This is a genomic window from Azospirillum lipoferum, from assembly GCF_024170005.1.
GTDB lineage: Bacteria > Pseudomonadota > Alphaproteobacteria > Azospirillales > Azospirillaceae > Azospirillum > Azospirillum lipoferum.
The window spans coordinates 1-20,173 of record NZ_JALJXJ010000018.1 but is presented as its reverse complement, the minus strand read 5'-3'; the positions used below and the strand labels follow the sequence as shown (position 1 = coordinate 20,173).

General features: G+C 67.5%; 19 protein-coding genes and 1 rRNA gene. 7 read left to right on the top strand and 13 right to left on the bottom strand.

Translation table 11 applies throughout. The features are described from left to right. Positions 1-201 precede the first annotated feature (201 nt). Positions 202-1,368: a rod shape-determining protein RodA gene (gene rodA, locus J2848_RS30280; protein ID WP_149234298.1), complete on the top strand. Its 1,167-nt coding sequence runs from the start codon at positions 202-204 to the stop codon at positions 1,366-1,368. A 196-nt stretch (positions 1,369-1,564) separates the two neighbouring features. Then, entirely contained in the window at positions 1,565-2,326 is a 762-nt protein-coding gene (locus J2848_RS30275) for a family 16 glycosylhydrolase (protein ID WP_246194263.1), read from the top strand. A gap of 12 nt (positions 2,327-2,338) precedes the next feature. On the opposite strand, the gene J2848_RS30270 is transcribed toward J2848_RS30275, so the two are convergent. The 4 genes from J2848_RS30270 to J2848_RS30255 form a co-directional block, all read right to left on the bottom strand. Beyond that, on the bottom strand, positions 2,339-3,067 hold the full coding sequence (locus tag J2848_RS30270) for an ABC transporter ATP-binding protein (protein WP_149234300.1): 729 nt from the start codon (positions 3,065-3,067) through the stop codon (positions 2,339-2,341). 1 nt (position 3,068) lies between these two features. Continuing rightward, a complete protein-coding gene (locus tag J2848_RS30265) occupies positions 3,069-4,088 on the bottom strand; it encodes a branched-chain amino acid ABC transporter permease (protein ID WP_149234301.1) in 1,020 nt (339 codons plus the stop codon). Further along, the gene (locus J2848_RS30260; RefSeq protein ID WP_149234302.1) at positions 4,085-4,954 is read right to left on the bottom strand and encodes a branched-chain amino acid ABC transporter permease; all 870 of its coding nucleotides are present in this window, start codon (positions 4,952-4,954) and stop codon (positions 4,085-4,087) included. The genes J2848_RS30265 and J2848_RS30260 overlap by 4 nt, the downstream gene beginning before the upstream one ends. A gap of 102 nt (positions 4,955-5,056) precedes the next feature. Then, on the bottom strand, positions 5,057-5,995 hold the full coding sequence (locus tag J2848_RS30255; RefSeq protein WP_246194265.1) for a L,D-transpeptidase: 939 nt from the start codon (positions 5,993-5,995) through the stop codon (positions 5,057-5,059). 244 nt (positions 5,996-6,239) lie between these two features. On the opposite strand from J2848_RS30255, the gene J2848_RS30250 reads away from it, so the two are divergent. After that, the gene (locus tag J2848_RS30250) at positions 6,240-8,036 is read left to right on the top strand and encodes a tetratricopeptide repeat protein (RefSeq protein WP_149234304.1); all 1,797 of its coding nucleotides are present in this window, start codon (positions 6,240-6,242) and stop codon (positions 8,034-8,036) included. Positions 8,037-8,158: 122 nt separating this feature from the next. Here J2848_RS30250 and J2848_RS30245 read toward each other — a convergent pair whose 3' ends face one another. The 6 genes from J2848_RS30245 to J2848_RS30220 form a co-directional block, all read right to left on the bottom strand. Continuing rightward, the gene (locus J2848_RS30245) at positions 8,159-8,617 is read right to left on the bottom strand and encodes a cache domain-containing protein (RefSeq protein WP_149234305.1); all 459 of its coding nucleotides are present in this window, start codon (positions 8,615-8,617) and stop codon (positions 8,159-8,161) included. Positions 8,618-8,673: 56 nt separating this feature from the next. Further along, positions 8,674-9,102: a cytochrome c-550 PedF gene (gene pedF / locus J2848_RS30240; protein WP_211103295.1), complete on the bottom strand. Its 429-nt coding sequence runs from the start codon at positions 9,100-9,102 to the stop codon at positions 8,674-8,676. A gap of 206 nt (positions 9,103-9,308) precedes the next feature. Continuing rightward, the gene (locus J2848_RS30235) at positions 9,309-11,063 is read right to left on the bottom strand and encodes a methanol/ethanol family PQQ-dependent dehydrogenase (protein WP_149234306.1); all 1,755 of its coding nucleotides are present in this window, start codon (positions 11,061-11,063) and stop codon (positions 9,309-9,311) included. A 236-nt stretch (positions 11,064-11,299) separates the two neighbouring features. Further along, positions 11,300-12,271, bottom strand: a complete 972-nt coding sequence (locus tag J2848_RS30230) for a quinoprotein relay system zinc metallohydrolase 1 (protein WP_211103296.1) — start codon at positions 12,269-12,271, stop codon at positions 11,300-11,302. Then, complete coding sequence (locus J2848_RS30225; protein WP_149234307.1) at positions 12,268-13,122, bottom strand: quinoprotein dehydrogenase-associated SoxYZ-like carrier; 855 nt, start codon at positions 13,120-13,122, stop codon at positions 12,268-12,270. The genes J2848_RS30230 and J2848_RS30225 overlap by 4 nt, the downstream gene beginning before the upstream one ends. 41 nt (positions 13,123-13,163) lie before the next feature. Then, complete coding sequence (locus J2848_RS30220) at positions 13,164-14,039, bottom strand: transporter substrate-binding domain-containing protein (protein WP_149234308.1); 876 nt, start codon at positions 14,037-14,039, stop codon at positions 13,164-13,166. Between the two features lie 231 nt (positions 14,040-14,270). Here J2848_RS30220 and J2848_RS30215 point away from each other — a divergent pair, with 231 nt between their 5' ends. The 4 genes from J2848_RS30215 to J2848_RS30200 are packed head-to-tail and all read left to right on the top strand — an operon-like array spanning position 14,271 to position 18,092. Beyond that, positions 14,271-15,491 carry an ABC transporter substrate-binding protein gene (locus tag J2848_RS30215; RefSeq protein WP_149234309.1) on the top strand — a complete coding sequence of 407 codons (1,221 nt, stop codon included), beginning with the start codon at positions 14,271-14,273 and terminating at the stop codon, positions 15,489-15,491. Continuing rightward, a complete protein-coding gene (locus tag J2848_RS30210) occupies positions 15,488-16,489 on the top strand; it encodes a YVTN family beta-propeller repeat protein (RefSeq protein ID WP_149234310.1) in 1,002 nt (333 codons plus the stop codon). The genes J2848_RS30215 and J2848_RS30210 overlap by 4 nt, the downstream gene beginning before the upstream one ends. A gap of 23 nt (positions 16,490-16,512) precedes the next feature. Beyond that, positions 16,513-17,277 (top strand): ABC transporter ATP-binding protein, encoded by a 765-nt coding sequence (locus J2848_RS30205; RefSeq protein ID WP_149234311.1) that lies wholly within the window; start codon positions 16,513-16,515, stop codon positions 17,275-17,277. After that, complete coding sequence (locus tag J2848_RS30200) at positions 17,274-18,092, top strand: ABC transporter permease (protein WP_149234312.1); 819 nt, start codon at positions 17,274-17,276, stop codon at positions 18,090-18,092. Before J2848_RS30205 ends, J2848_RS30200 begins: the two co-directional genes overlap by 4 nt. Before the next feature lie 4 nt (positions 18,093-18,096). Here J2848_RS30200 and J2848_RS30195 read toward each other — a convergent pair whose 3' ends face one another. The 3 genes from J2848_RS30195 to rrf all read right to left on the bottom strand — a co-directional run. Next, positions 18,097-18,795, bottom strand: a complete 699-nt coding sequence (locus J2848_RS30195; RefSeq protein ID WP_149234313.1) for a 2OG-Fe(II) oxygenase — start codon at positions 18,793-18,795, stop codon at positions 18,097-18,099. Continuing rightward, a complete protein-coding gene (ada, locus tag J2848_RS30190) occupies positions 18,792-19,880 on the bottom strand; it encodes a bifunctional DNA-binding transcriptional regulator/O6-methylguanine-DNA methyltransferase Ada (protein ID WP_149234314.1) in 1,089 nt (362 codons plus the stop codon). The genes J2848_RS30195 and ada overlap by 4 nt, the downstream gene beginning before the upstream one ends. A 218-nt stretch (positions 19,881-20,098) precedes the next feature. Further along, positions 20,099-20,173, bottom strand: a 5S ribosomal RNA gene (gene rrf, locus J2848_RS36310); the annotation flags it as partial.

The following is a 20,173-nucleotide window of genomic DNA, read 5'->3' as shown; positions in this document are numbered from 1 at the left end:
CCGGCGGGAATTCGGACGGGCGGAGCCGGTTAGAAAAATCGGCTCCACGGGGAATGGCGCACGGCCGCCTTTACCAGCGGGGCCGCTTGCCGCATTATCCGCGCCGGTCCCCGCCGGCCGGTTTACTCCGGTCGATAGTCCGGGGCCGGCTTGCCGGATCCGATCCGGCTTCGTCCCTTCCGGCAACATCGGCGTAAGGTCGTGGTTCTTTCCCATCTCGGCTCCGGCAGCCTGGAGCCGCAGCGGTCGCAGCTGACGCTCGGCACGAAGTTCAGGCTCATCAACTGGGGGCTGGTCCTGCTGATCTGCACGATCACCGGGGTCGGCGTCGGGCTGCTCTATTCGGCCGCCGGGGGCCATTGGAAACCCTGGGCGCAGCCGCAACTGGTCCGCGCCATCCCCGGCCTGGTCCTGATGCTGGGCATCGCGCTGGTCGACATCCGCCACCTGATGAAATCGGCCTATGTCATCTTCTTCATGGTGCTCTGCCTGCTGATCGCGGTGGAGCTGATGGGCCGCATCGGCATGGGCGCCCAGCGCTGGATCGACCTCGGCTTTTTCCAGCTCCAGCCGTCGGAGCTGATGAAGCCGGCGCTGACGCTGGCGCTGGCCCGCTATTTCCATGGGGTGACGCTGGATCAGATCGGCCGGCCCCTTCTGCTGATCCCGCCGCTGCTGCTGGTCTTCACCCCGGTTGCCTTCGTGCTGCTCCAGCCCAATCTCGGCACCTCGCTGCTGCTGATCATGGGCAGCGGCGCCATCTTCTTCGCCGCCGGCGTCCGGGTTTGGAAGTTCCTGCTGGTGATCGGCGGCGGCCTCAGCGCCATCCCCATCGCCTGGGAGTTCCTGCACGACTACCAGAAGCAGCGCGTCTACACCTTCCTCGAACCGGAAACCGATCCGCTCGGCGCCGGCTACAACATCCTGCAGTCGAAGATCGCGCTGGGGTCGGGTGGGCTGTTCGGCAAGGGCTTCATGTCCGGCTCGCAGAGCCAGCTGATGTTCCTGCCGGAAAAGCACACCGATTTCATCTTCGTCGTCCTGGCGGAGGAGTTCGGCATGGTCGGCGCCGCCACGCTGCTGGCGCTCTACGTCCTGCTGTTCATCTATGGCTGGGTGATCGCGCTGAACAGCCGCAGCCAGTTCGGCCGGCTGGTCGCCGTCGGCATGACCGCGCAGTTCTTCCTCTACGTCTTCGTCAACGTGGCGATGGTGATGGGTCTGATCCCCGTCGTCGGCATTCCGCTGCCTCTGGTGTCCTATGGCGGATCGGCGATGATGACGCTGATGATCGGCGTCGGCCTGCTTCTGAGCATGTCCGTCCACCGCGACGTGCGCATCCCCAAGAGTGGCGTCACCGACGTCTGACCTGCCTCTTTCGTTTTGGTTATCGGCTGAGGTACGCCGGGCAAGCGCCTGTCGCACCCCGGCCGCGCCGTTGCCGCCCCGCACCGCCCTCGCGATATCGGGGTGGGGGCCGACCGATCTTGCGGGCAGGCCCGTTGCAGCGGGAGGAACAGCCATGCGGAGAGACGCCACAGGAAAGCGTGGGCGGACAGCGGTCTTGATCGGTGCGGGACTGGCGGCCTTTCTGAGCAGCCCCCTTGTCTTCGGCAGCGCACCGGCACTGGCGGAATCGCTGTTCAGCCATATCGGCGGCAGCTTCAGCGAGACCGGCGGGTCCTTCGAGACCTCGCGCTGGCAGCGGTCGGACGGCTGGAAGTCCGGCGGGCACATGAACTGCACCTGGAGCCGCGCCAATGTCACCGCCGAGAAGGGCCACCTCTCCCTGTCGGTCAGCGACCGCATCTCCGGCGGCGACCGCTATTCCTGCGGCGAATACTCGACCCACCGCTTCTACGGCTACGGCGCCTACACGGTGTCGCTGAAGGCGGTGAAGGCCGATGGGGTGATGACCTCGGTCTCCCACTATACCGGCCCGCCCTTCGGCGATCCGTGGGACGAGATCACCATGGGGATCGCCGGCAAGGACACCACCAAGCTGGAGATCAGCTACGTCGTCAACGGCACCGGGCACCGCAACACCGTGGTCGATCTGGGCTTCGACGCCGCCAAGGGCGTCCATAGTTACGGCTTCGACTGGAAGCCCGATGGCATCGTCTGGACCGTCGACGGCAAGCCGGTCCATCAGGTGTCCGGGAAGCCGGATGAGTTGCCGCGCATGCCCGGCCGCCTGATGCTGCGCTTCTGGAGCGCGTCGGGCGACACCGAATGGCTGCGCCGCTTCACCTATCCCGGCCATCCCCTGGCCGCCGAGGTCGCCTCCGTCACCTACCGTGAGAACCCGGCCAACCTCAGCAACTGAGGGGGAAGCCGCTCACTCCAACGCTTCGGCGCCCAGGTAGGATTCGACGACGCGGGGGTCGGCGACGACCTCCGCCGGGGCGCCGTCGGCGATCTTCTCGCCATGGTCCAGCACCACCACGCGGTCGGACAGCGCCATCACCGCGCGCATGACATGCTCGATCATCAGGATGGTCAGCCCTTCTCGCCGGTTCAGGTCGCGCAGGACCTCGACCATGCGGTCGACCTCGGTCGGGCGGAGCCCCGCCAGCACCTCGTCGAGCAGCAGCAGGGTCGGACGGGTCGCCAGCGCGCGGGCGACCTCCAGCCGCTTGCGGTCGGGCAGGGTCAGGCTGCGCGCCGGACGGTTGGCCTGATCGGCCAGCTCCAGCCGCTCCAGCACGGCGCGGGCCTGCACTCGCGCCGCCTCCACCGACCGTTCGCGGGCCAGCGCGCCGACCACGACATTGTCCTCCACCGTCAACTGGCCGAAGGGCTTGACGATCTGGAAGGTGCGGCCGATCCCGGCGGTGCAGACCTGATTGGGCTTCAGACCGGTCAGGTTGCGGCCCTTCAGCGTCACCCTGCCCTCGTCCGGCGGAAAGACCCCGGCGATCAGGTTGAAGGTGGTGGTCTTGCCAGCCCCGTTCGGGCCGATCAATGCCAGGATGCGCCCCTCCGGCACGGAGAAGCTCACCTCCGACACAGCCTTCAGCCCGCGGAACCGCTTGGACAGGCGCTCGACCTCCAGCAATGCGGCCATCTCAGGCGCCCTCCCCCGGTTGACGGACAAGACCCAGGCGGCGGGCCAGCCAGGGCCAAACGCCCTCCGGCCGGAACACCACGATCACCACCAGCGCCGCGCCGTAGAACAATTGCTTCAGGCCGGGCAGATCCAGCCCGCCAGCCTCGATCAGGAAGGTCAGCGCCTCGCCCAGCGGAGTCAGGATAAAAGCACCCAGGATCGGCCCAACCAGCGTGCCGATGCCGCCGACGATGGCCGGCAGGATGATCTCGATGGAGCGGCCCATTGAGAAGACCTGCTCCGGGAACAGGTTGTTGAAATAGAAGGCCTGGAACACACCACCCAGCGCGGTCAGGGCGGACGACACCGCCACCGCCGTCATGCGGGCGCGGAACAGATCGACGCCCGACGCCTCCGCCGCGTCCGGCTCCTCACGCACGGCCAGCCACTGGTAGCCCAGGCGGCTGTGCAGCAGGGCGCGCGACAGGAACAGCGCGCCGACGACCAGCGCCAGGGCCACGTAATAGAACAGCACCGGCGAGCCGCGCAGGTTCAGCGGATCGCTCGCCCCCGCCTCCACCGGCAGGAAGAAGCCGCCCGACCCGCCGACCCAGGTGATGTGGTCGAAGCCGATGCGCGCCACCTCGGCGAAGGCGATGGTCAGCAGGGCGAAATGCACGCCCTTCACCCCGAAGCGGAAGCCCAGGAAGCCGATGACGCAGCCGGCCACCACCGCGACCAGCATCGCCAGAACCATGCCGGCCCAGGGGCCGATGCCGAAATGGACGAACAGCGCGGCGCTGACATAGGCGCCGAGGCCGACATACAGCGCATGGCCCAGCGACAGCAGGCCGGAAAAGCCCATCATCACGTTCCAGGCCTGTCCGACATAGGCGAACCACAGCACCGTGGTCAGCACCGACACCAGATAGCGGTCGGCGACGAAGGGCGCGATAACCAGCCCCAGCGCCGCCAGCACCAGCAGCATCATCCCGCGCCCGGTAACCCCCGAAGGCATCATTCTGGAAGGCCCGCTCATGACCGCTTCCCCAACAGCCCTTGCGGGCGCAGCAGCAGAACCACGATCAGCACCCCGTAGCTGAACAGGGATTTCAGGGACGGCGTCAGCAGGAAGCCGGCCAGCGCTTCCGACATGCCGATCAGCACGCCGCCCAGCAGCGCACCGGGCAGGCTGCCCAGCCCGCCGACGATGACGATGATGAAGCTGAGCAGCGTGTATTCCGGCGCCAGCTGCGGCCGGGCATCGACCAGCAGCGTCATCAGCGCGCCGGCCACCCCGACCACCGCGGCGCCGATGCCGAAGGTCAGCGCATAGAGCCCGTCGATGTTCAGCCCGACCACGCGGGCGCCCAGCGGGTTATCGGCACAGGCGCGGATGGCCTTGCCGGTGCGGCTGAAACGGAAGAAGGCGAACAGCGCCGCCGCCACCACGATGGCCGCCGCCCCGGCGCGCAGCCGCACCGCATCCAGCAGCATCGAGCCGATCTCCACCGTGTCGAAGCTGTAGGGCACCTGGACGTTGCGGGCGTCCGGACCGAACAGCATCAGCATGGCGTTGACCAGGATGGTGGCGATGCCCAGCAGCAGGATGAACTGCATGTGCTCCGGCCGCTCGACGAACTTGTTCACCAGCCCGCGCTGAAGCAGCCAGCCGCAGGCGAACAGCAGCGCCGCCATGACCGGGGCCGACAGCAACGGGTCCAGCCCGATCCAGCCGCCCAGCAGCACGGCGCCGTACATGCCCGCCACCATCATCTCGCCATGGGCGAAGTTGACGACGCGCACAACGCCGAAGATAACCGATAGCCCCAGCGCCGCCAGCCCATAGACCAGGCCGGTCAGCAGGCCGGAAGCCGCGATGTTCAGATAATAGTCGATCGGCATGGGCGGCGGATTGTCCGAACGGTTGGGTTCTGCGGGTTAGCAGTCCAAGGGGGATGCAGGCAAGCCAGAACGACCGCCGGCAACGCGATTCGTCCGTTCCCGCTATGGCCGCCCAGCCATCCGGGTGCCGCCGCGCAAGGTTGCGATCCGCTCCGCCACGTCGCTCAACCGGCGGTCGAGAGCCGTCGTCAGGCAGGACTGCGCCGCGGCAGCCACCGCCGGATCGCCCTCGGTCCCGCTGCGAATCCAGCAGAGCGCTGCGATCCGCTCGTGAAAGCGCCGCTCTTCCTGAATCAGCTCATAGGCCGCGGCGGCGCGGGCCGCCGGATCGTCGATGCCGGCCAGGAACCGCTCCTGCGCTCCGCGGGCACGGCCGTCGAGAAGGGCGAGCGCCGGGACGTCGCAGATCATCCGCCGCAGCGGCGCCGTCACCGTGGCGCAGCGCGGATCGGCGACCGGCGCCGGCGACGGGACCGGCGGGGCGATGGCGACCGGGGGCACGGGGACGGCAGGCTGCGGCGGTGGCGAGGACGGCGCAGTTTTGACCGCGGCCGGCACTGCAACCGGGACTGTCTTGACCGGCTGTGAAGCCGGTCGCTCCGGCGCGCCTCCGCTCAGGGAGTCCCGCGCCACCCGCACCGGCATGCCGACCTCAGCCGCCGTGAAGACGGCTTCGATGTCCTCGGGCAGCATGCGGAAGCAGCCGCCGCTGGCCCGCGTGCCGATCGACTCCGGATCGTTGGTGCCATGGATGGCGATGGCCGGCCAGCCGAGGTCGAGCGCGAACTTGCCCAGCGGGTTGTTCGGCCCCGGCGGCACCGCCCGCGGCAGGGCGGGGTTGTCGCGCCGCTGGTTGGCGGTCGGCCGCCATGTCGGGTCGCGACGCTTGCGCTGGATGCTGCTGTCGCCGACGGGGATCGGCACGCCGGGGCGGCCGATGGCCACCGGAAAGCTGCGGGTGCCGCCGTCCGTATCGGTCAGGTAGAGACGGCGGTCTGCAAGGCTGATGGCGATGGATGGACCACCGGAGCCTGTCTCCATCGCCAGGGCCGCACCTGCACCGGCCATCCCGGTGATGGCAAGCAAAGCCCGGAAAAGACACCGTGCCAGGACGGCGGTGACGGCTGTTGTCGGTCGGGGGATGACGCCGCGGCCACGGTCTCCCCGGATGGTCGTAATTCCATGCATGCGGAAAGTTGATCGCGTGTTCCCTAAAACAGGGTAAACAGCATGGGACGACGGTCGCCGGGAGACGGGGCCGCCCCGGACAGCAAGGACGTGCATCATGGACCAGATCGAGCAGACGTTGGCCGTCGCCACGGAACACCACCGCGCCGGCCGCACCGCGGAAGCCGAGCGGCTGTACCGCGACGTGCTGGACGCTTCGCCCGGCCATCCGGACGCCCTGCACCTGCTGGGGGTAATCGCGCTGCAATCCGGCCGGGCGGACGAGGCGGTCGACCGAATCGCCCAGGCCGTCGCCGGCGACGACGGCTCCCCGCTGTTCCACGCCAATCTGGGCCACGCCCTGCACGCTTCCGGCCGCCATCGCGAGGCGGCGCTCAGCTTCGCCCGCGCCCTGACCCTGCTGACCAACGAGGGGGAGGGCTGGGGCAATGTCGGCGCGCTGGCCAACCTGATCCGCCGCTACGACGACGACATCCGTGCCGCCGCCGCCGCGGAGGTCGATGCCCGCTACACCATGGGCGACGTGATGCGGCGCCAGTCGCTGCTGTTCCTGCTGACCGGCGACGTCGCCTATTACCGCAATCTGGTGAACACGGCGCTGGACGACCCGCTGCGCTTCTCCATCCCGTCGATGCATTACGCCTATTGGGGCATCGCCATGCGGCTGTTCCAGGGCGACGCGCGCAAGGGCGACGTCGGCGCCTTCACCCAGGGCGAGTTCCGCCGCTTCTACCGCCTGCTGGTCGAGGAAACGGCCCGGCGCTATGGCCTGGACACCCACCTGCGCCGGGCGGCGCGGCGCGCCACGGTGAAGCGGGTGGCGCTGATCACCAACCAGATGCTGGGCGAAGGGCACCAGCCGACCGCCGACGCCTTCGACTATGCCCGCCGGCTGCAGGACGAGCATGGCTGCGAGGTCCTGATCGTCAACCCCAACGCCATGGCGGTGGAAGGCGAGAACGGCTTCGTTCCCGAATACAGCTACAACGTCACGGAAGAATATGACGGCGAACAGACCATCGCCGCGTACGGCGCCAAGGTCCGCATGCTGTCCTTCCCGCAGCCGCGTTTCGACGAGGAGAAGCTGACCGCCATCGTCGATGCGGTGGAGCGGTTCGATCCGGACGTGATCGTCGCCTTCGGCGGCTCCAACACGGTGGCCGACCTGTTCGCCCGCAGCCGGCCGGTGGTGTTCCTGCCGACCTCCAGCGGCCTGCCTCCCTCGCTCGCCACACTTCTGCTGGGCTACGCACCGGAGGACAACGCCGCCGGCTGGCCCGAGGAGGCGCGGACGCGCTTTCGTCCCTTCTCCTTCGGCTGGACCCTGCCGGATGCCGGTCCCACGCGCGGCCGTGCCGATTTCGGCCTGTCCACGGATGGGCCGCTTTATGTCGTCGTCGGCAACCGCCTGGATCAGGAGGTCGGGCCGGAGTTCCTGGAGACGCTTGACCGTCTGCTCGACCGCGTGCCCGACGGGCATGTCGCCTTCGCCGGCGCGGTGACGGAACTGTCCGGCCGGATCGCCGCCGCCCGCAATGCGGCACGGATGCAGGCACTGGGCAATGTCGAGGGCATCCGCGGCCTGTATGGCGTGGCGACCGTCTATCTGAACCCGCCCCGCCAGGGTGGCGGCGGCAGCGCCGCCTTCGCGCTCGCAGACGGGCTGCCGGTGGTGACCTATGCCCAGGGCGATGTCGCCGGCATCGCCGGTCCGGGCATGACCGTCGCCGACGAGGCGGGCTTCCTGGAACGCGCCGCGGCGCTTGGACAGGATGCCGCCGCACGGGCACAGGCGGCGGAGGCCGCACGCAGCCGCTTCGCCGAAACCGCGGACCGCGCACGGTCGGTGGAAAAGCTGCTGGATTATGCGCGGGAGGCGCAGGAGCTGTTCTGAGGCATCGCGCCTCCCCCTGCCCGCAAAACGCCTTCCGCCCGGCCCCCGTACGAAGCAGACCTTCGTGCAGGAGCCGGGCGGAACCGTTTCAGGAGCCTGCTGACGGCAGGCGTATCAGACCGTCATTGATCGTAGGTGCCTGCCCCGACGATGTAGCGGCCATCGCGGGTGACGTAGGAATGCTTGTGCTCGACCTTGTTGGTCTGGCGGTTCAGCCAGACATAGTCGATGACGGCGTTCGGCTTGTCCTTGGTCTCGGTGATCATCGCCTGGACGATGGGCTTGCCTTCCGCATCCTTCAACTGGGCGGCATCGGACCCGGCCAGCTTCGGGTTGGCGCCGGAGGCGACGTAGCGGCCGTCGGTGTCGAAGACGAAGACATACAGCTCGCCGCGGCGGAAGCTGCCCTTGGGGTCCTGGAAGGCCTTTGCCGCCTCCTCCGGCCCCTTGGCCTTCAGGTAGGCGACGGCCTCGGCGACCAGCGACTTGGCCTGTTCTGGCGTGGCGTGATCGGCGGCGAGGGCCGGGGCTGCCAGAAGGGCCGCCGCGACGGCGACCAGGGATGCGGTTCTGCGAATCATGGATGACCACCTTGGAAGAGAGGGATGGAGGGAAGGAGCCAAGGATCCGGCAGGGGTCAGTCCTCGTGCACGGTTTCCAGCCAGGAACGGATCGACCACAGCGCTTCCTGTCCCAGCGCTTCGCCGAACTGCGGCATGTAGGTCACGCCGTTGCGGATCGAGCCGTTGGTGACACGCTCCTTGAACCACTCGTCGCCGGCATCGCCCTTTTCCAGGTAGCGCAGGTCGGGGGCGATGCCGCCGGACACCGCGCCCAGACCATGGCAGCGTGCGCAGTTCTGGTTGAAGGCGGATGATCCGATCTCGATGGCGCGCGGGTTGCCGCGGTAGGGGTTGCTGTCCCGCCACTTGTCGCCCAGCTTCTCCAGTCCGCTGGTGTCGACCGGCTGCGGGACGACATCGCCATGGGCGAAAACCAGACCGGGAAGAGCAACGGCACCGATCAGACCAATCGCGGCTGCAAGCCGAACAATCCGTGCATTCATGAGAAAGACGTTCCCTCTGTTTCTAGCCGCCCTGCGGCTTTTGCTTCGCATGAGCAGACGTTATCAGCAGTGGGACCCGCGAATAATTGGACTATGGTAGGACATCATCGAAACGATGCCCAACATGACTATGTGGCACGCAGACGCAGAAACGGGCGGACCGGATCGCTCCGGCCCGCCCCCGTCCTGCTTGTCCGCGCTCGTGGTCAGGCCTTCGGCAGCTTGAAGACCCAGAGCGAGCCACCCTGGTTGATGTCCTTCACCAGCTTGGCGACATCGCCGCCCCACAGCGGCACCGCACCGCCCCAGCCGGAGACGACGGCGACATACTGTTCGCCATCCATCTTCCAGGTGACCGGGCTGCCGACCACGCCGGAACCGGTCTGGAACTTCCAGACCTCCTGGCCGGACTTGGCGTCAAAGGCCTTCAGATAGCCTTCCGGCGTGCCGGTGAAGACGAGGTTGCCGGCGGTGGTCAGGACACCACCCCACAGCGGGGCCGGGTTCTTGTATTCCCAGACGATCTTGCCGGTCTTCGGATCGACGGCGCGCAGTGCGCCGATGTAATCGTCATACAGCGGCTTGATGGTGAAGCCGGCGCCGAGATAGGCCGCACCCTTCTTGTAGGTGATCGGCTCGTTCCAGATGTCCATGCCCCACTCGTTGGCCGGGACGTAGAACAGCTCGGTCTGCGGGTTGTAGGCCATCGGCATCCAGTTCTTGGCGCCCAGGAAGGCGGGAGCCGCGAAGACCGACTTGCCCTTGCCTTCGCCACCGCCTTCGGTCGGAGCGCCCGGACGGTTGTCGTCGATGTAGATCGGACGGCCCGTCTCGATGTCGATGCCCTTGGCCCAGGTGATCTTGGTGACGAAGGGCGAGGCGTTGATCAGCTTACCGTTGGTGCGGTCGATGACGTAGAAGAAGCCGTTGCGGTCGGCCTTGCCGCCGGCCTTGACCACCTTGCCGTCCTTCTTCAGGTCGAAGGACACGAACTCGTTCACGCCGTCGAAGTCCCAGCCGTCATGCGGCGTGGTCTGGTAGTGCCACTTGATCTCGCCGTTGTCCGGATTGATGGCCAGCGTGGAGGAGGTGTAGAGGTTGTCGCCCGGACGCAGGTGCGAGTTCCAGGGCGCCGGGTTGCCGGTGCCGAAGAACAGCGTCTTGGTTTCCGGGTCGTAGGTGCCACCCAGCCAGGTGGCGCCGCCGCCGGTCTTGTACATGTCGCCCGGCCAGCTGGCATTGGTCTTGCCGGTGACGGTCGAGTCCTTGCCGTTCAACGTGCCCATGTTGCCTTCGATGGTCGGGCGCTGCCACACCAGCTCGCCCGTCTCGGCATCGCGGGCCTCGACCATGCCGATCACGCCGAACTCGCCGCCGGAATTGCCGGTGATGATCTTGCCGTCAATGATCAGCGGGGCGGCGGTGTTGGAATAGCCTTCCTTGTATTCCTGCAGCTTCTTGTTCCACACCACCTTGCCGGTCTCGCGGTTCAGCGCGACGAGGCGGGCGTCCAGCGTGGCGAAATAGATCTTGTCCTTGTAGATCGCAGCACCGCGGTTCACCACGTCGCAGCAGGGCATGATGCCATCGGGCAGCCGGTGGTTGTATTCCCACTTCTTGTGGCCGGTGCGGGCATCGACCGCATAGAGGCGGGAATAGGAACCGGTGACGTAGATGGTGCCGTCATAAATGATGGGCTGGGCTTCCTGGCCGCGCTGCTTCTCGCCGCCGAAGGAGAAGGACCAGACCGGGACCAGCTTCTTGACGGTGTCGGCGTTCAGGTCGGTCAGCGGGCTGAAGCGCTGGGCCTGCGGCCCCATGCCATAGGTCAGGACCGCTTCGGTGTTGGTGGCGCTCTTCAGCAGATCGTCGCTGGAGGGGCCATCGGCGGCGAGGACGCCGGTGGCGCTGAACGCGGTCAGCGAGGCTGCCAGGGCGAGACTTGTAACCAGGCGCTTCATGTGCGGTTGCCTCCCAAAACTGATGATGACGGCACCGCCCGGGCAAGACCCGCCCGTTGCCGCTGGACGGGCGGGTCCGGCGGGCGAACGGAGTCAGGGCGGCTTTTTCAAGCTTTTGGCGACCGAATGGGTCGCGTCGCTCTACGATATTCGGCAGTGTAGACGGATGATCGGTCGGGTAAATTGTCGGATAGTAGCAGGCGTAAGCGTCAGTTCCCCTCTGCGTCACCAATCCGTCAATTGACCCGCGGCAGACTTGCCTGCTCGATCTTCGGCCAGAGATGGGCGACGGAGCGGCGATACTCTTCACGCAGCACATCAAGCACTTGGAACCGCTCGGGAATCGGCAGCTCCAGCGCTTCGGCCATGTCCAGTCCGGACTCCACGGCGTGGCGCAGCGTGCCGTCCAGCCAGGTCAGCCAGTCGCGGGTCTGGGCGACGCAGGCCTTGTCGGGGCGGATGTGCCCGTGGTTGGGCACCAGCAGCCGGATGTCCAGCGCATCGACCGCGTCCAGTTCCTTCAGCCAGTCGGCGACGGTGGCGTGCGGCGTGGTCGGGGTGCGGTCGCAGAAGATGACGCCGCCGGCGAACAGAACACCAGTCGATTCGTCCAGGATCATCAGGTCGGCGGCGGTGTGGCCACTCAGCGGGATCAGCCGCAGGCGGTGGTCGCCGAACTTCACCGTCGATCCATAGACCGGCTCGGTCGGCACCGTCACCTCGGTCCCGCGCATCCAGTCGCCGACCAGCCGGTACATGTTCTCGGCGATGCCGTTCCCTTCCTCCTGGATGCCGGCGATGGTGCCGGGCAGCGCCGCAATGGGCACATCGGCGAAGGCCTGGGAGCCCAGCCAGTAATCGGGATGCAGGTTGCTGATGAAGACCTTGCGGATCGGCTTTTCGGTGACCTTGCGGATGGCCGTGCGCATCTCCTCGCCATAGCGGCGGGACGGCCCGGTCTGGATGACGATCACCCCGTCGGCCGTGACGATGAAGCCGGAATTCAGGATGTTGCCGCCATTGGCGCGGGTGAAATGCTTGGTCGAGCCTTCGAAGACATAGGTGTCGGGGGCGATCCGCGTCGGCTTCAGATCATAGGTCAGCGGCCCGGCGGCCTGCGCCGCACTACCAGCCATCACACCGGCCGCCATCACACCAGCAGCCAGAACTGCGGAGAACATCAGCCGGCGCAAGAACGTCCTGCTCATTGCCCGACGCTCCAGGACTGGCCGGCTGGTTTCAGCGACATTGCCGGTTTGGCGCCCGGCGGCGGCATCGGGATGGTCGCGCGGATCTCGCCGCCCTGATTGTCCCGCCCACGCAGAATCAGCGCCGTGGCGTCCGGCGGCGGACGGAGGTCCAGCGAATAGACCGGATTTTCCGACACCGGTTCCAGGCTGTCGATCCGCGCCAGTGTGGGCGAGCCGCCGGGGGTCTGCGCATCCACCTGCAAAGTCTCGACGAAATAGGCCGGAATGCCGTCGACCAGTCCGGTGTCGTTGGGATGGCGGATGCGCAGCCGCAGCCGCGCCACCCCGTCCTCCGCTGCCGGCCACAGCCGCGCCTGCACCTCGCCGACATGGTCGGCCCAATCCTTCTGGGCGTAGGACGCCGGCGGAGCGCTGCATCCACCGCCCGCCGCATCGACCATCACGCCGGAGACATGCCAAACCCCGTCAGCGGTCCGCGCCGCACCGCGCACGGCGGTTGCCTGCTGAATCTTGATGCGGGTGGCGATATAGGGAGCCGCCGTGCCGGGATGGTAGCGCAGCACCAGCGGAAAGGGATTGAGGTCGGCGATCGCCACCATCTCCACCACCCGCCCCAGCGCCGTGGCGTCGACGGAGAGCGGCACCGCGCGGGTATCCTCCGCCGCCGCGGGGGCGGTGACCTTCACCGCATCGTCGAACACGACCGGCGCACCGGCGAAATACTGGTCGCGCAGCACCTCCCACATCACGGAGTTCAGCGGGTCGGACGGAGAGCTTGCAGCAAAACCGGGACCGGCGATGACAAGCATCGCACCGGTGAGTCCCATCTGGCGCCACGCGTATCTCATCTATCCCCTCCCGACCGCCGACCCGTCCGCTTGTTCCCGGTTCACTCCACCAGCGGCGGCGGCGTGTGGGTGACGCCATAGGCGGCGAAGATCTTCGCCATCGTGCCGTCCTCGGTCAGCGCCGTCACCGCGTCGCCGATGCTGTAGGCGAGATCGCGGGAGTTCTCCTTCGTCGCCATGCCGATGTTCCAACTGGAGGTCATCATGCCCGGCAGGGTGACGGTGGTGACCGGGAACTGCTCCATCTTCGCACCCAGCGCCGCCTGCACCTGGCTCAGCGGCGCCAGCACCGCCGCGGCCTCGCCGGAGGTCAGCTTCGCGATGGCGGCCTCGGGCGTCGGACAATGGATGATGCGGCTGCGCAGCCGTCCGCCCTGCAAACCCAGCAGGAAGAAGTCGGGCACGCTGTCGATCTCCACCGCGATCGGCTCGTCAGGCAGCGTCGCCAGCACGGCGTTGCGCACCCGCTGCGGGTCGCGGGCGAGCGCGAAGACCTCCTGATGATAGGGGCCGAACAGCACAGCTTCCGGGTTCATCAGCCCGAAGCGCTTGTCATAGGGGATGTGCATCATGATGTCGGCCAGCTCGCCACCGAACAGGCTGCCGCGCCACACCGCGACACGCAGGTCGTCCGACACCGTCTCTCCGGGAATCTGCTCGTAGATGTCGGCCTTGACGCCCAGCTTTCCCGCGATCGCCCGCGCCAGATCGACGTCGATGCCGACCAGAGCACCGTCGCGCTGGAAGGAGAAGGGCGGAAACTCACGATAGACCGCCACGCGCAGCCGCCCGCGCTCCATCACCTCGTCCAGCGGCCGGGCTGCGGCCTGTCGGACGCCAAGCGTGGACGCGATCCCAGTGGACGCGCAGCTGGCGGCCAGTCCGGACAGGAATCGGCGGCGGGTCACAAACGCCATGACAGGTTCCGGCAGTGGTGGATTCGTCAGATAACGGCCGCCCAGGATAGCCATCGCTCCGCCACGCCAATAATTGGACTTTCGTACAAGAGGCACCTCTCCCCGACCGGTACCCTGGCGGATCGCCGCCTTCACCCCTCCCTTCCCTGTCCATGCTTCCATAGTCGCATTCCGCCGCCGGGGTTCGCCCGATAGGCTGCTCTCCAAACTGTTGGCATCCCGACGGATACGATGACGAAGCCCCGCCTGCCCCGCCTTCTTCACAGCGTATCGCTGGCAGCCCTTAGCGCCATCCTGCTGGCCGCGACGCCGGGCGCCGGTACTGCCGCCGAAGCGGTGGGCGAGATCCGCATCGGCTTCCTCTCGCAGACGCCCGAACCGCCGCCCTCCGTCGCCAACCCGGACGAACCGGCGGCCGATGACGGGCTGGCCGGCGCCACGCTCGCCATCGCCGACAACAACACGACCGGCAGGTTCCTCAAGCAGTCCTTCCTGCTCGACAGCGTGGAGGTGCCGCCGGACGGCGACGCCGCCGCGGCCCTGCGCGAACTGGCCGGCCGCGGCGACCGCTTCGTCATCGTCGACGCCCCCGGCGCCACGGTGGAGGCACTGTCGAAACTGCCGGAGGCGCGCAACCTGCTGCTGCTGAACGCCACCGCCCCCGACGATGCCCTGCGCGGCGGCGCCTGCGCGCCCAACCTCGTCCATGTCGCGCCCAGCCGGGCGATGCTGGCCGACGCGCTGGGCCAGTATCTGGTGAAGAAGCGCTGGCCGCGCTGGTTCCTGGTCACCGGCCGCCGGCCGGAGGACAAGCTGTATGCCGATGCCGTCCGCCGCGCCGCCAAGCGCTTCGGCGCCCAGATCGTGGCGGAGAAGGACTGGACCGCCGAAAGCGACGTCAACCGCACCGCCGAATCCGAAATCCCGGTCTTCACCCAGACCAAGGCCTACGACGTGCTGGTCGTCGCCGACGAGGTCGGGGAGTTCGGCGATTACCTGTCCTACCGCACCGCCGATCCCCGCCCGGTCGCCGGCACCCAGGGGCTGGTCCCCACCGTCTGGCACCGCACCCACGAACAATGGGGTGCCGCACAGCTGCAGTCCCGCTTCAAGGCGTCGGCCAAGCGCCCGATGACGGCGCGCGACCACAATGACTGGACCGCCGTCCGCGTCGTCGGCGAAGCCGCCGCCCGTGCCCGAACCGCTGATCCCGACCGCCTGATCGCCTTCATCCAGTCGCCCGACTTCACCATGTCCGCCTTCCGCGGCGCACCGCTCAGCCTGCGCCCCTGGGACGGCCAGCTGCGCCAGCCGGTGCTGCTGGCCGCCGACCGCTCGCTGGTATCAGTGTCGCCGCAGGAAGGTTTCCTGCATCCGCGCACCGAACTGGACAGCTTGGGCTACGACCAACCGGAAACGCTCTGCAAGACGCGAGGAAAGACCACGCCATGACCGCCGCCCGCTTCACCGGCAAAACCACTGGCATTTCCCGGGCCGCCCTGGTTGCTGCCTCGGCAACCATCCTTCTGGCGTCGGCCGCCTCGGCCCAGACCATCTATGTGTCGAACGAGAAGGACAACACGCTGTCGGTGATCGACGGCAAGACCATGGCAGTCACCGACACGATCAAGGTCGGCAAGCGCCCGCGCGGCATCACCCTGTCCAGGGACGGTACCCAGCTGTTCATCTGCGCCAGCGACGACCACACGGTGCAGGTTTTCGACCTCGCCAGCAAGACGGTCGTCCACAACCTTCCCTCCGGCGAGGATCCCGAGCAGTTCGCCCTCAGCCCCGACGGCAAGAGCCTGATCATCGCCAACGAGGACAGCAACATCGTCACCGTGGTCGACGTGCCGACCCGCAAGGTCGCCTTCCAGGTCGATGTCGGGGTGGAGCCGGAGGGGATGGACGTCAGCCCCGACGGCCGCTGGGGCGTCAACACCTCCGAGACGACCAGCATGGTCCACTGGATCGACATGGAAAAGCGCGCGGTGGTCGACAACACGCTTGTCGGCCCCCGCCCGCGCTACGCCCAGTTCACCAAGGACGGCTCGCAGCTGTGGGTGTCGTCGGAGATCGGCGGCACCGTCAGCGTCATCGACACCGCCACCCGTCAGGTCAGGAAGGTCGTCGATTTCCACATCAAGGGCGTCGCCAAGGACCGCATCCAGCCGGTGGGCGTCAAGCTGACCGATGACGGCCGCTATGCCTTCGTGGCGCTGGGTCCGGCCAACCATGTCGCGGTGGTGGACGCCAAGACCTTCGAGGTGAAGGATTACCTGCTGGTCGGCCGCCGCGTCTGGCATCTGGCGCTGACGCCTGACCAGAAGATGCTCTACACCACCAACGGCGTCAGCGGCGACGTGTCGGTGATCGATGTCGACAGCTTGAAGGTGACCAAGACCGTCAAGGTCGGCCGTTACCCCTGGGGCGTGGCGGTCAAGGGCTGAGGGTACAGGGAAAGGACGGCGGAATGACGGTACCGGCACTGGAGGTCGAGGGGCTGCGCCACGGCTATGGCGGAAGCCGCCTTGCGCTGGAGGATGTCGGCTTCCGCGTGATGCCCGGCGCCTTCACATGCCTGCTCGGTCCGAACGGGGCGGGGAAAAGCACACTGTTCGCGCTCGCCACCGGCCTGCTGCGACCAGCCGCCGGGCATGTGCGCATCCATGACCACGACATCGCGCAAGCACCGGGCGACGCACTGGCCCAACTGGGCGTCGTGTTCCAGCAGCCGACCCTAGACCTCGACCTGACGGTGTTGCAGAATCTGCGCTATTTCGCGGCCCTGCACGGAATCGGCCGGCGCGAAGCCGACCGGCGGATCGAGATTGAACTGACCCGCCTGTCCCTGTTCGAGCGTCGGGGGGAGAAGGTCCGCGCCCTGAATGGTGGTCACCGCCGGCGGGTGGAGATCGCCCGCGCTCTGCTGCACCGCCCGACCCTGCTGCTGCTCGACGAACCCACGGTCGGGCTGGACATCCCCGCCCGCCGCACCCTGATCCGCCATGTCCATACCCTGTGCGCGGAGGACGGCATCGCCGTGCTGTGGGCCACCCACCTGATCGACGAGATCGACCCCGCGACCGACCATGTGGTGGTCCTTCACCGCGGCCGGGTGCGCGCCAGCGGGCCGGTGGCCATGGTGAATGCCGAGACCGGCTGTGCCACCGTGGGGGAAAGCTTCGACCGGCTGACCGCCGCCCGCCCCACCGCTGAAGTGGAGGCCGCGGCATGACCGGTAAACAGTTCACGATCTGGGGAATCGCCTTCCGCGGGATCGTCACACGCGAGGTGCTGCGCTTCATCCATCAGCGTGAACGCTTCCTCGGCGCGCTGGTCCGTCCGTTGGTCTGGCTGTTCGTCTTTGCCGCCGGCTTCCGCGCCGCGCTCGGCATCGCCATCATCCCGCCCTACGAGACCTACATCCCCTACGAGGTCTACATCGTTCCGGGGCTGATCGGCATGATCCAGCTCTTCAACGGCATGCAGGGCTCGCTGTCGATGGTCTACGACCGCGAGATGGGCAGCATGCGCATCCTGCTGACCAGCCCGTTGCCCCGTGCCTTCCTGCTGGTGGCGCGGCTGCTGGGCGGGGTGGTGGTGTCAATCCTCCAGGTGGCGGCCTTCCTGCTGATCGTCAGGCTCTATGGCATCGACCTTCCCGCCTGGGCGCCGTTGACCGTGCTGCCGGCCCTGCTGCTGAACGGGCTGATGCTGGGGGCGCTCGGCATGGTGCTGGCCTCCACCATCCGTCAGCTGGAGAATTTCGCCGGGGTGATGAACTTCGTGGTCTTCCCCCTCTTCTTCCTGTCCTCCGCCCTCTATCCGCTCTACCGCATGGAGGAGGCCGGACCGCTGCTGTGGTGGCTGTGCAGCCTCAATCCCTTCACCCATGGGGTGGAACTGATCCGCTTCGCGCTCTATGGCCAAATCGACGGGCTGGCGCTGGCAGTCGTCACCGGCGCCACCCTGCTGTTCGCGGCTCTGGCGGTGCGCGGCTATTCCCCGGCGCGCGGCATGGGATCACGGGCGCCGTCGGCGGCGGGGTAACGCCTCACGCCGCGTCGTGGAAGATGATGCCCAAGGTATAGCGCGCGCCCGAGCGCACCGTGCTGACGCCATGGCGATGACGGACGCGGTAGGTGCCGCGGGTGCCCTGAACCGGGCGCTGGTCCACCGCGAAGATCACCGCCTCCCCAAGCCCCAGCGGTACCACAGTGGCGCGTGACTGCATGCGCGGCCGCTGTTCTGTCAGGACGAATTCGCCGCCGGCGAACTCCGATCCCGGTACCGACAGCAGGATGGCGACCTGCAACGGGAACACCGTCTCGCCATACAGATCCTGATGCAGGCAGTTGTAGTCGCCGGGATCGTATTTCAGCAGCAGCGGCGTCGGACGCATCTGTCCCGCCGCATGACAGCGCTCCAGGAACTCGGCATGCTCTGCCGGATAGCGGGTGTCGAGTCCCATCGCCGCCGCCCAACGGTTGGCGAGCGGCGCCAGCCGCCGGTAGAGCGGCCCGCGCAAGGCCGTGATCGGATCGGGCAGCGGGTGATTGAAGTATTTGTACTCGCCCTTGCCGAAGCCGTGGCGCTCCATCACCACCCGGCTGCGGAAGGGGATGTTCTGCTCATAAAGCCCCGCCAACGCTTTGCAGCTTTCCGCATCCAGCAGAGGCCCCGCGACGGCATGGCCGACCGATTCCAGTTCCGCCTCGATATGCGTCCAGTCCAGATCCTCGACCACGGTCACTGCGCCGCCTCCTTGCGCTCGCGGTCCAGCAGATCGCGTTTGCGCTCGACGCCCCAGCGGTAGCCGGACAGGCCGCCGTCGGACCGCAACACCCGATGGCAGGGGATCGCCACTGCCAATGGATTGGCTCCACAGGCCCGCGCCACCGCCCGCACCGCCGCCGGCTCGCCGATGGCATTGGCAATCTCGGCATAGCTGGCGGTCCTGCCGGCCGGAATGGCACGCAGCGCCTGCCATACCCGCTGCTGGAAAGCCGTGCCGCCGATGTCCAGCGGCAGGGCAAGCCCCGTTCCCGGTGCTTCGACGAGGCCCACGACCTGAGCCACGATCGCCTCGAAACCTGAATCGCCACCGATCAGATCCGCCTTTGGGAAGCGGTCCTGCAAATCGCGGAGCAGCATGTCCGGGTCGTCGCCCAGCAGGATCGCACACACCCCGCGGTCCGTCGTCGCCACCAGAATCGAACCGAGCGAACAGACCCCGACCGCAAAACGGATGGTCTCACCCATTCCGCCCTTGCGGTAGCTGGTGGGCGTCATCCCCAGCCGCGCCGCGGCGGTCTCATAGAACCGTCCGGACGAACCATAGCCGGCCTCATAGATCGCTTCGGTCACGCTGCCAGCCTGTTTAAGGGCATCGGCGACGCGGGCGGCACGATGGGCCTGGACATAGGCGCGCGGGGTGACGCCGGTCACCTGTTTGAAAATGCGGTGAAAGTGGTGCGGGCTCATCCCCGCCGTCGCGGCAAGCTCCTCCAGCTGCGGCGCTTCCTCCGCCGCCTCGATCAGACGGCAGGCGGAAGCGACGGCCTCGGCCCGCCGGTCTGTCTGGCTCGGCTCATCCGGCCGGCAGCGCTTGCAAGGTCGGAAGCCTGCCTGCTCGGCCTCGGCGTTGGTGGCGTAGAAAACGACATTCTCCGGCCGTGCCGCCCGCGCCGCGCAGCTTGGCCGGCAATAGACGCCGGTGCTGCGGACCGCATAGACGAAGCGCCCGTCGGCGGCCGGATCACGGCGGCGCAAAGCCGCCCAGCGGTCCGTCTCCAGATCGATGGCGTCATGCGCGGCAGTGTCGAGTGCGACTGTCATATGTCCCTCTCCCTGCACGAACCTTACAGGTTCCGTGGTGTGATGAGGGAGCAATCTGGACCACTGGGCCGGCCGGCACACTCCGCCGCTTGCTTTCGAATTGCGATGATCCACTCCAAACACCGAAACGCCCCGGCTTTTGTGAGCCGGGGCGTTTCGGTATAGCTGATGACGATGCAAGCTTGTGCTTTGTTTAGGGCGTCTCTTGAGACTGAGTGACCTGGCGGCGACCTACTCTCCCACGTCTTAAGACGCAGTACCATTGGCGCGGAGGCTTTTCACGGCCGAGTTCG

What these genes read in the sequence shown, in the direction of transcription:
- J2848_RS30270 (WP_149234300.1), bottom strand. Translation starts at nt 3,067, where the DNA reads ATGGCCGCATTGCTGGAGGTCGAGCGCCTGTCCAAGCGGTTCCGCGGG.
- J2848_RS30265 (WP_149234301.1), bottom strand. Translation starts at nt 4,088, where the DNA reads ATGAGCGGGCCTTCCAGAATGATGCCTTCGGGGGTTACCGGGCGCGGG.
- J2848_RS30260 (WP_149234302.1), bottom strand. Translation starts at nt 4,954, where the DNA reads ATGCCGATCGACTATTATCTGAACATCGCGGCTTCCGGCCTGCTGACC.
- J2848_RS30255 (WP_246194265.1), bottom strand. Translation starts at nt 5,995, where the DNA reads ATGGAGACAGGCTCCGGTGGTCCATCCATCGCCATCAGCCTTGCAGAC.
- J2848_RS30250 (WP_149234304.1), top strand. Translation starts at nt 6,240, where the DNA reads ATGGACCAGATCGAGCAGACGTTGGCCGTCGCCACGGAACACCACCGC.
- J2848_RS30245 (WP_149234305.1), bottom strand. Translation starts at nt 8,617, where the DNA reads ATGATTCGCAGAACCGCATCCCTGGTCGCCGTCGCGGCGGCCCTTCTG.
- pedF (WP_211103295.1), bottom strand. Translation starts at nt 9,102, where the DNA reads ATGAATGCACGGATTGTTCGGCTTGCAGCCGCGATTGGTCTGATCGGT.
- J2848_RS30235 (WP_149234306.1), bottom strand. Translation starts at nt 11,063, where the DNA reads ATGAAGCGCCTGGTTACAAGTCTCGCCCTGGCAGCCTCGCTGACCGCG.
- J2848_RS30230 (WP_211103296.1), bottom strand. Translation starts at nt 12,271, where the DNA reads ATGAGCAGGACGTTCTTGCGCCGGCTGATGTTCTCCGCAGTTCTGGCT.
- J2848_RS30225 (WP_149234307.1), bottom strand. Translation starts at nt 13,122, where the DNA reads ATGAGATACGCGTGGCGCCAGATGGGACTCACCGGTGCGATGCTTGTC.
- J2848_RS30220 (WP_149234308.1), bottom strand. Translation starts at nt 14,039, where the DNA reads ATGGCGTTTGTGACCCGCCGCCGATTCCTGTCCGGACTGGCCGCCAGC.
- J2848_RS30215 (WP_149234309.1), top strand. Translation starts at nt 14,271, where the DNA reads ATGACGAAGCCCCGCCTGCCCCGCCTTCTTCACAGCGTATCGCTGGCA.
- J2848_RS30210 (WP_149234310.1), top strand. Translation starts at nt 15,488, where the DNA reads ATGACCGCCGCCCGCTTCACCGGCAAAACCACTGGCATTTCCCGGGCC.
- J2848_RS30205 (WP_149234311.1), top strand. Translation starts at nt 16,513, where the DNA reads ATGACGGTACCGGCACTGGAGGTCGAGGGGCTGCGCCACGGCTATGGC.
- J2848_RS30200 (WP_149234312.1), top strand. Translation starts at nt 17,274, where the DNA reads ATGACCGGTAAACAGTTCACGATCTGGGGAATCGCCTTCCGCGGGATC.
- ada (WP_149234314.1), bottom strand. Translation starts at nt 19,880, where the DNA reads ATGACAGTCGCACTCGACACTGCCGCGCATGACGCCATCGATCTGGAG.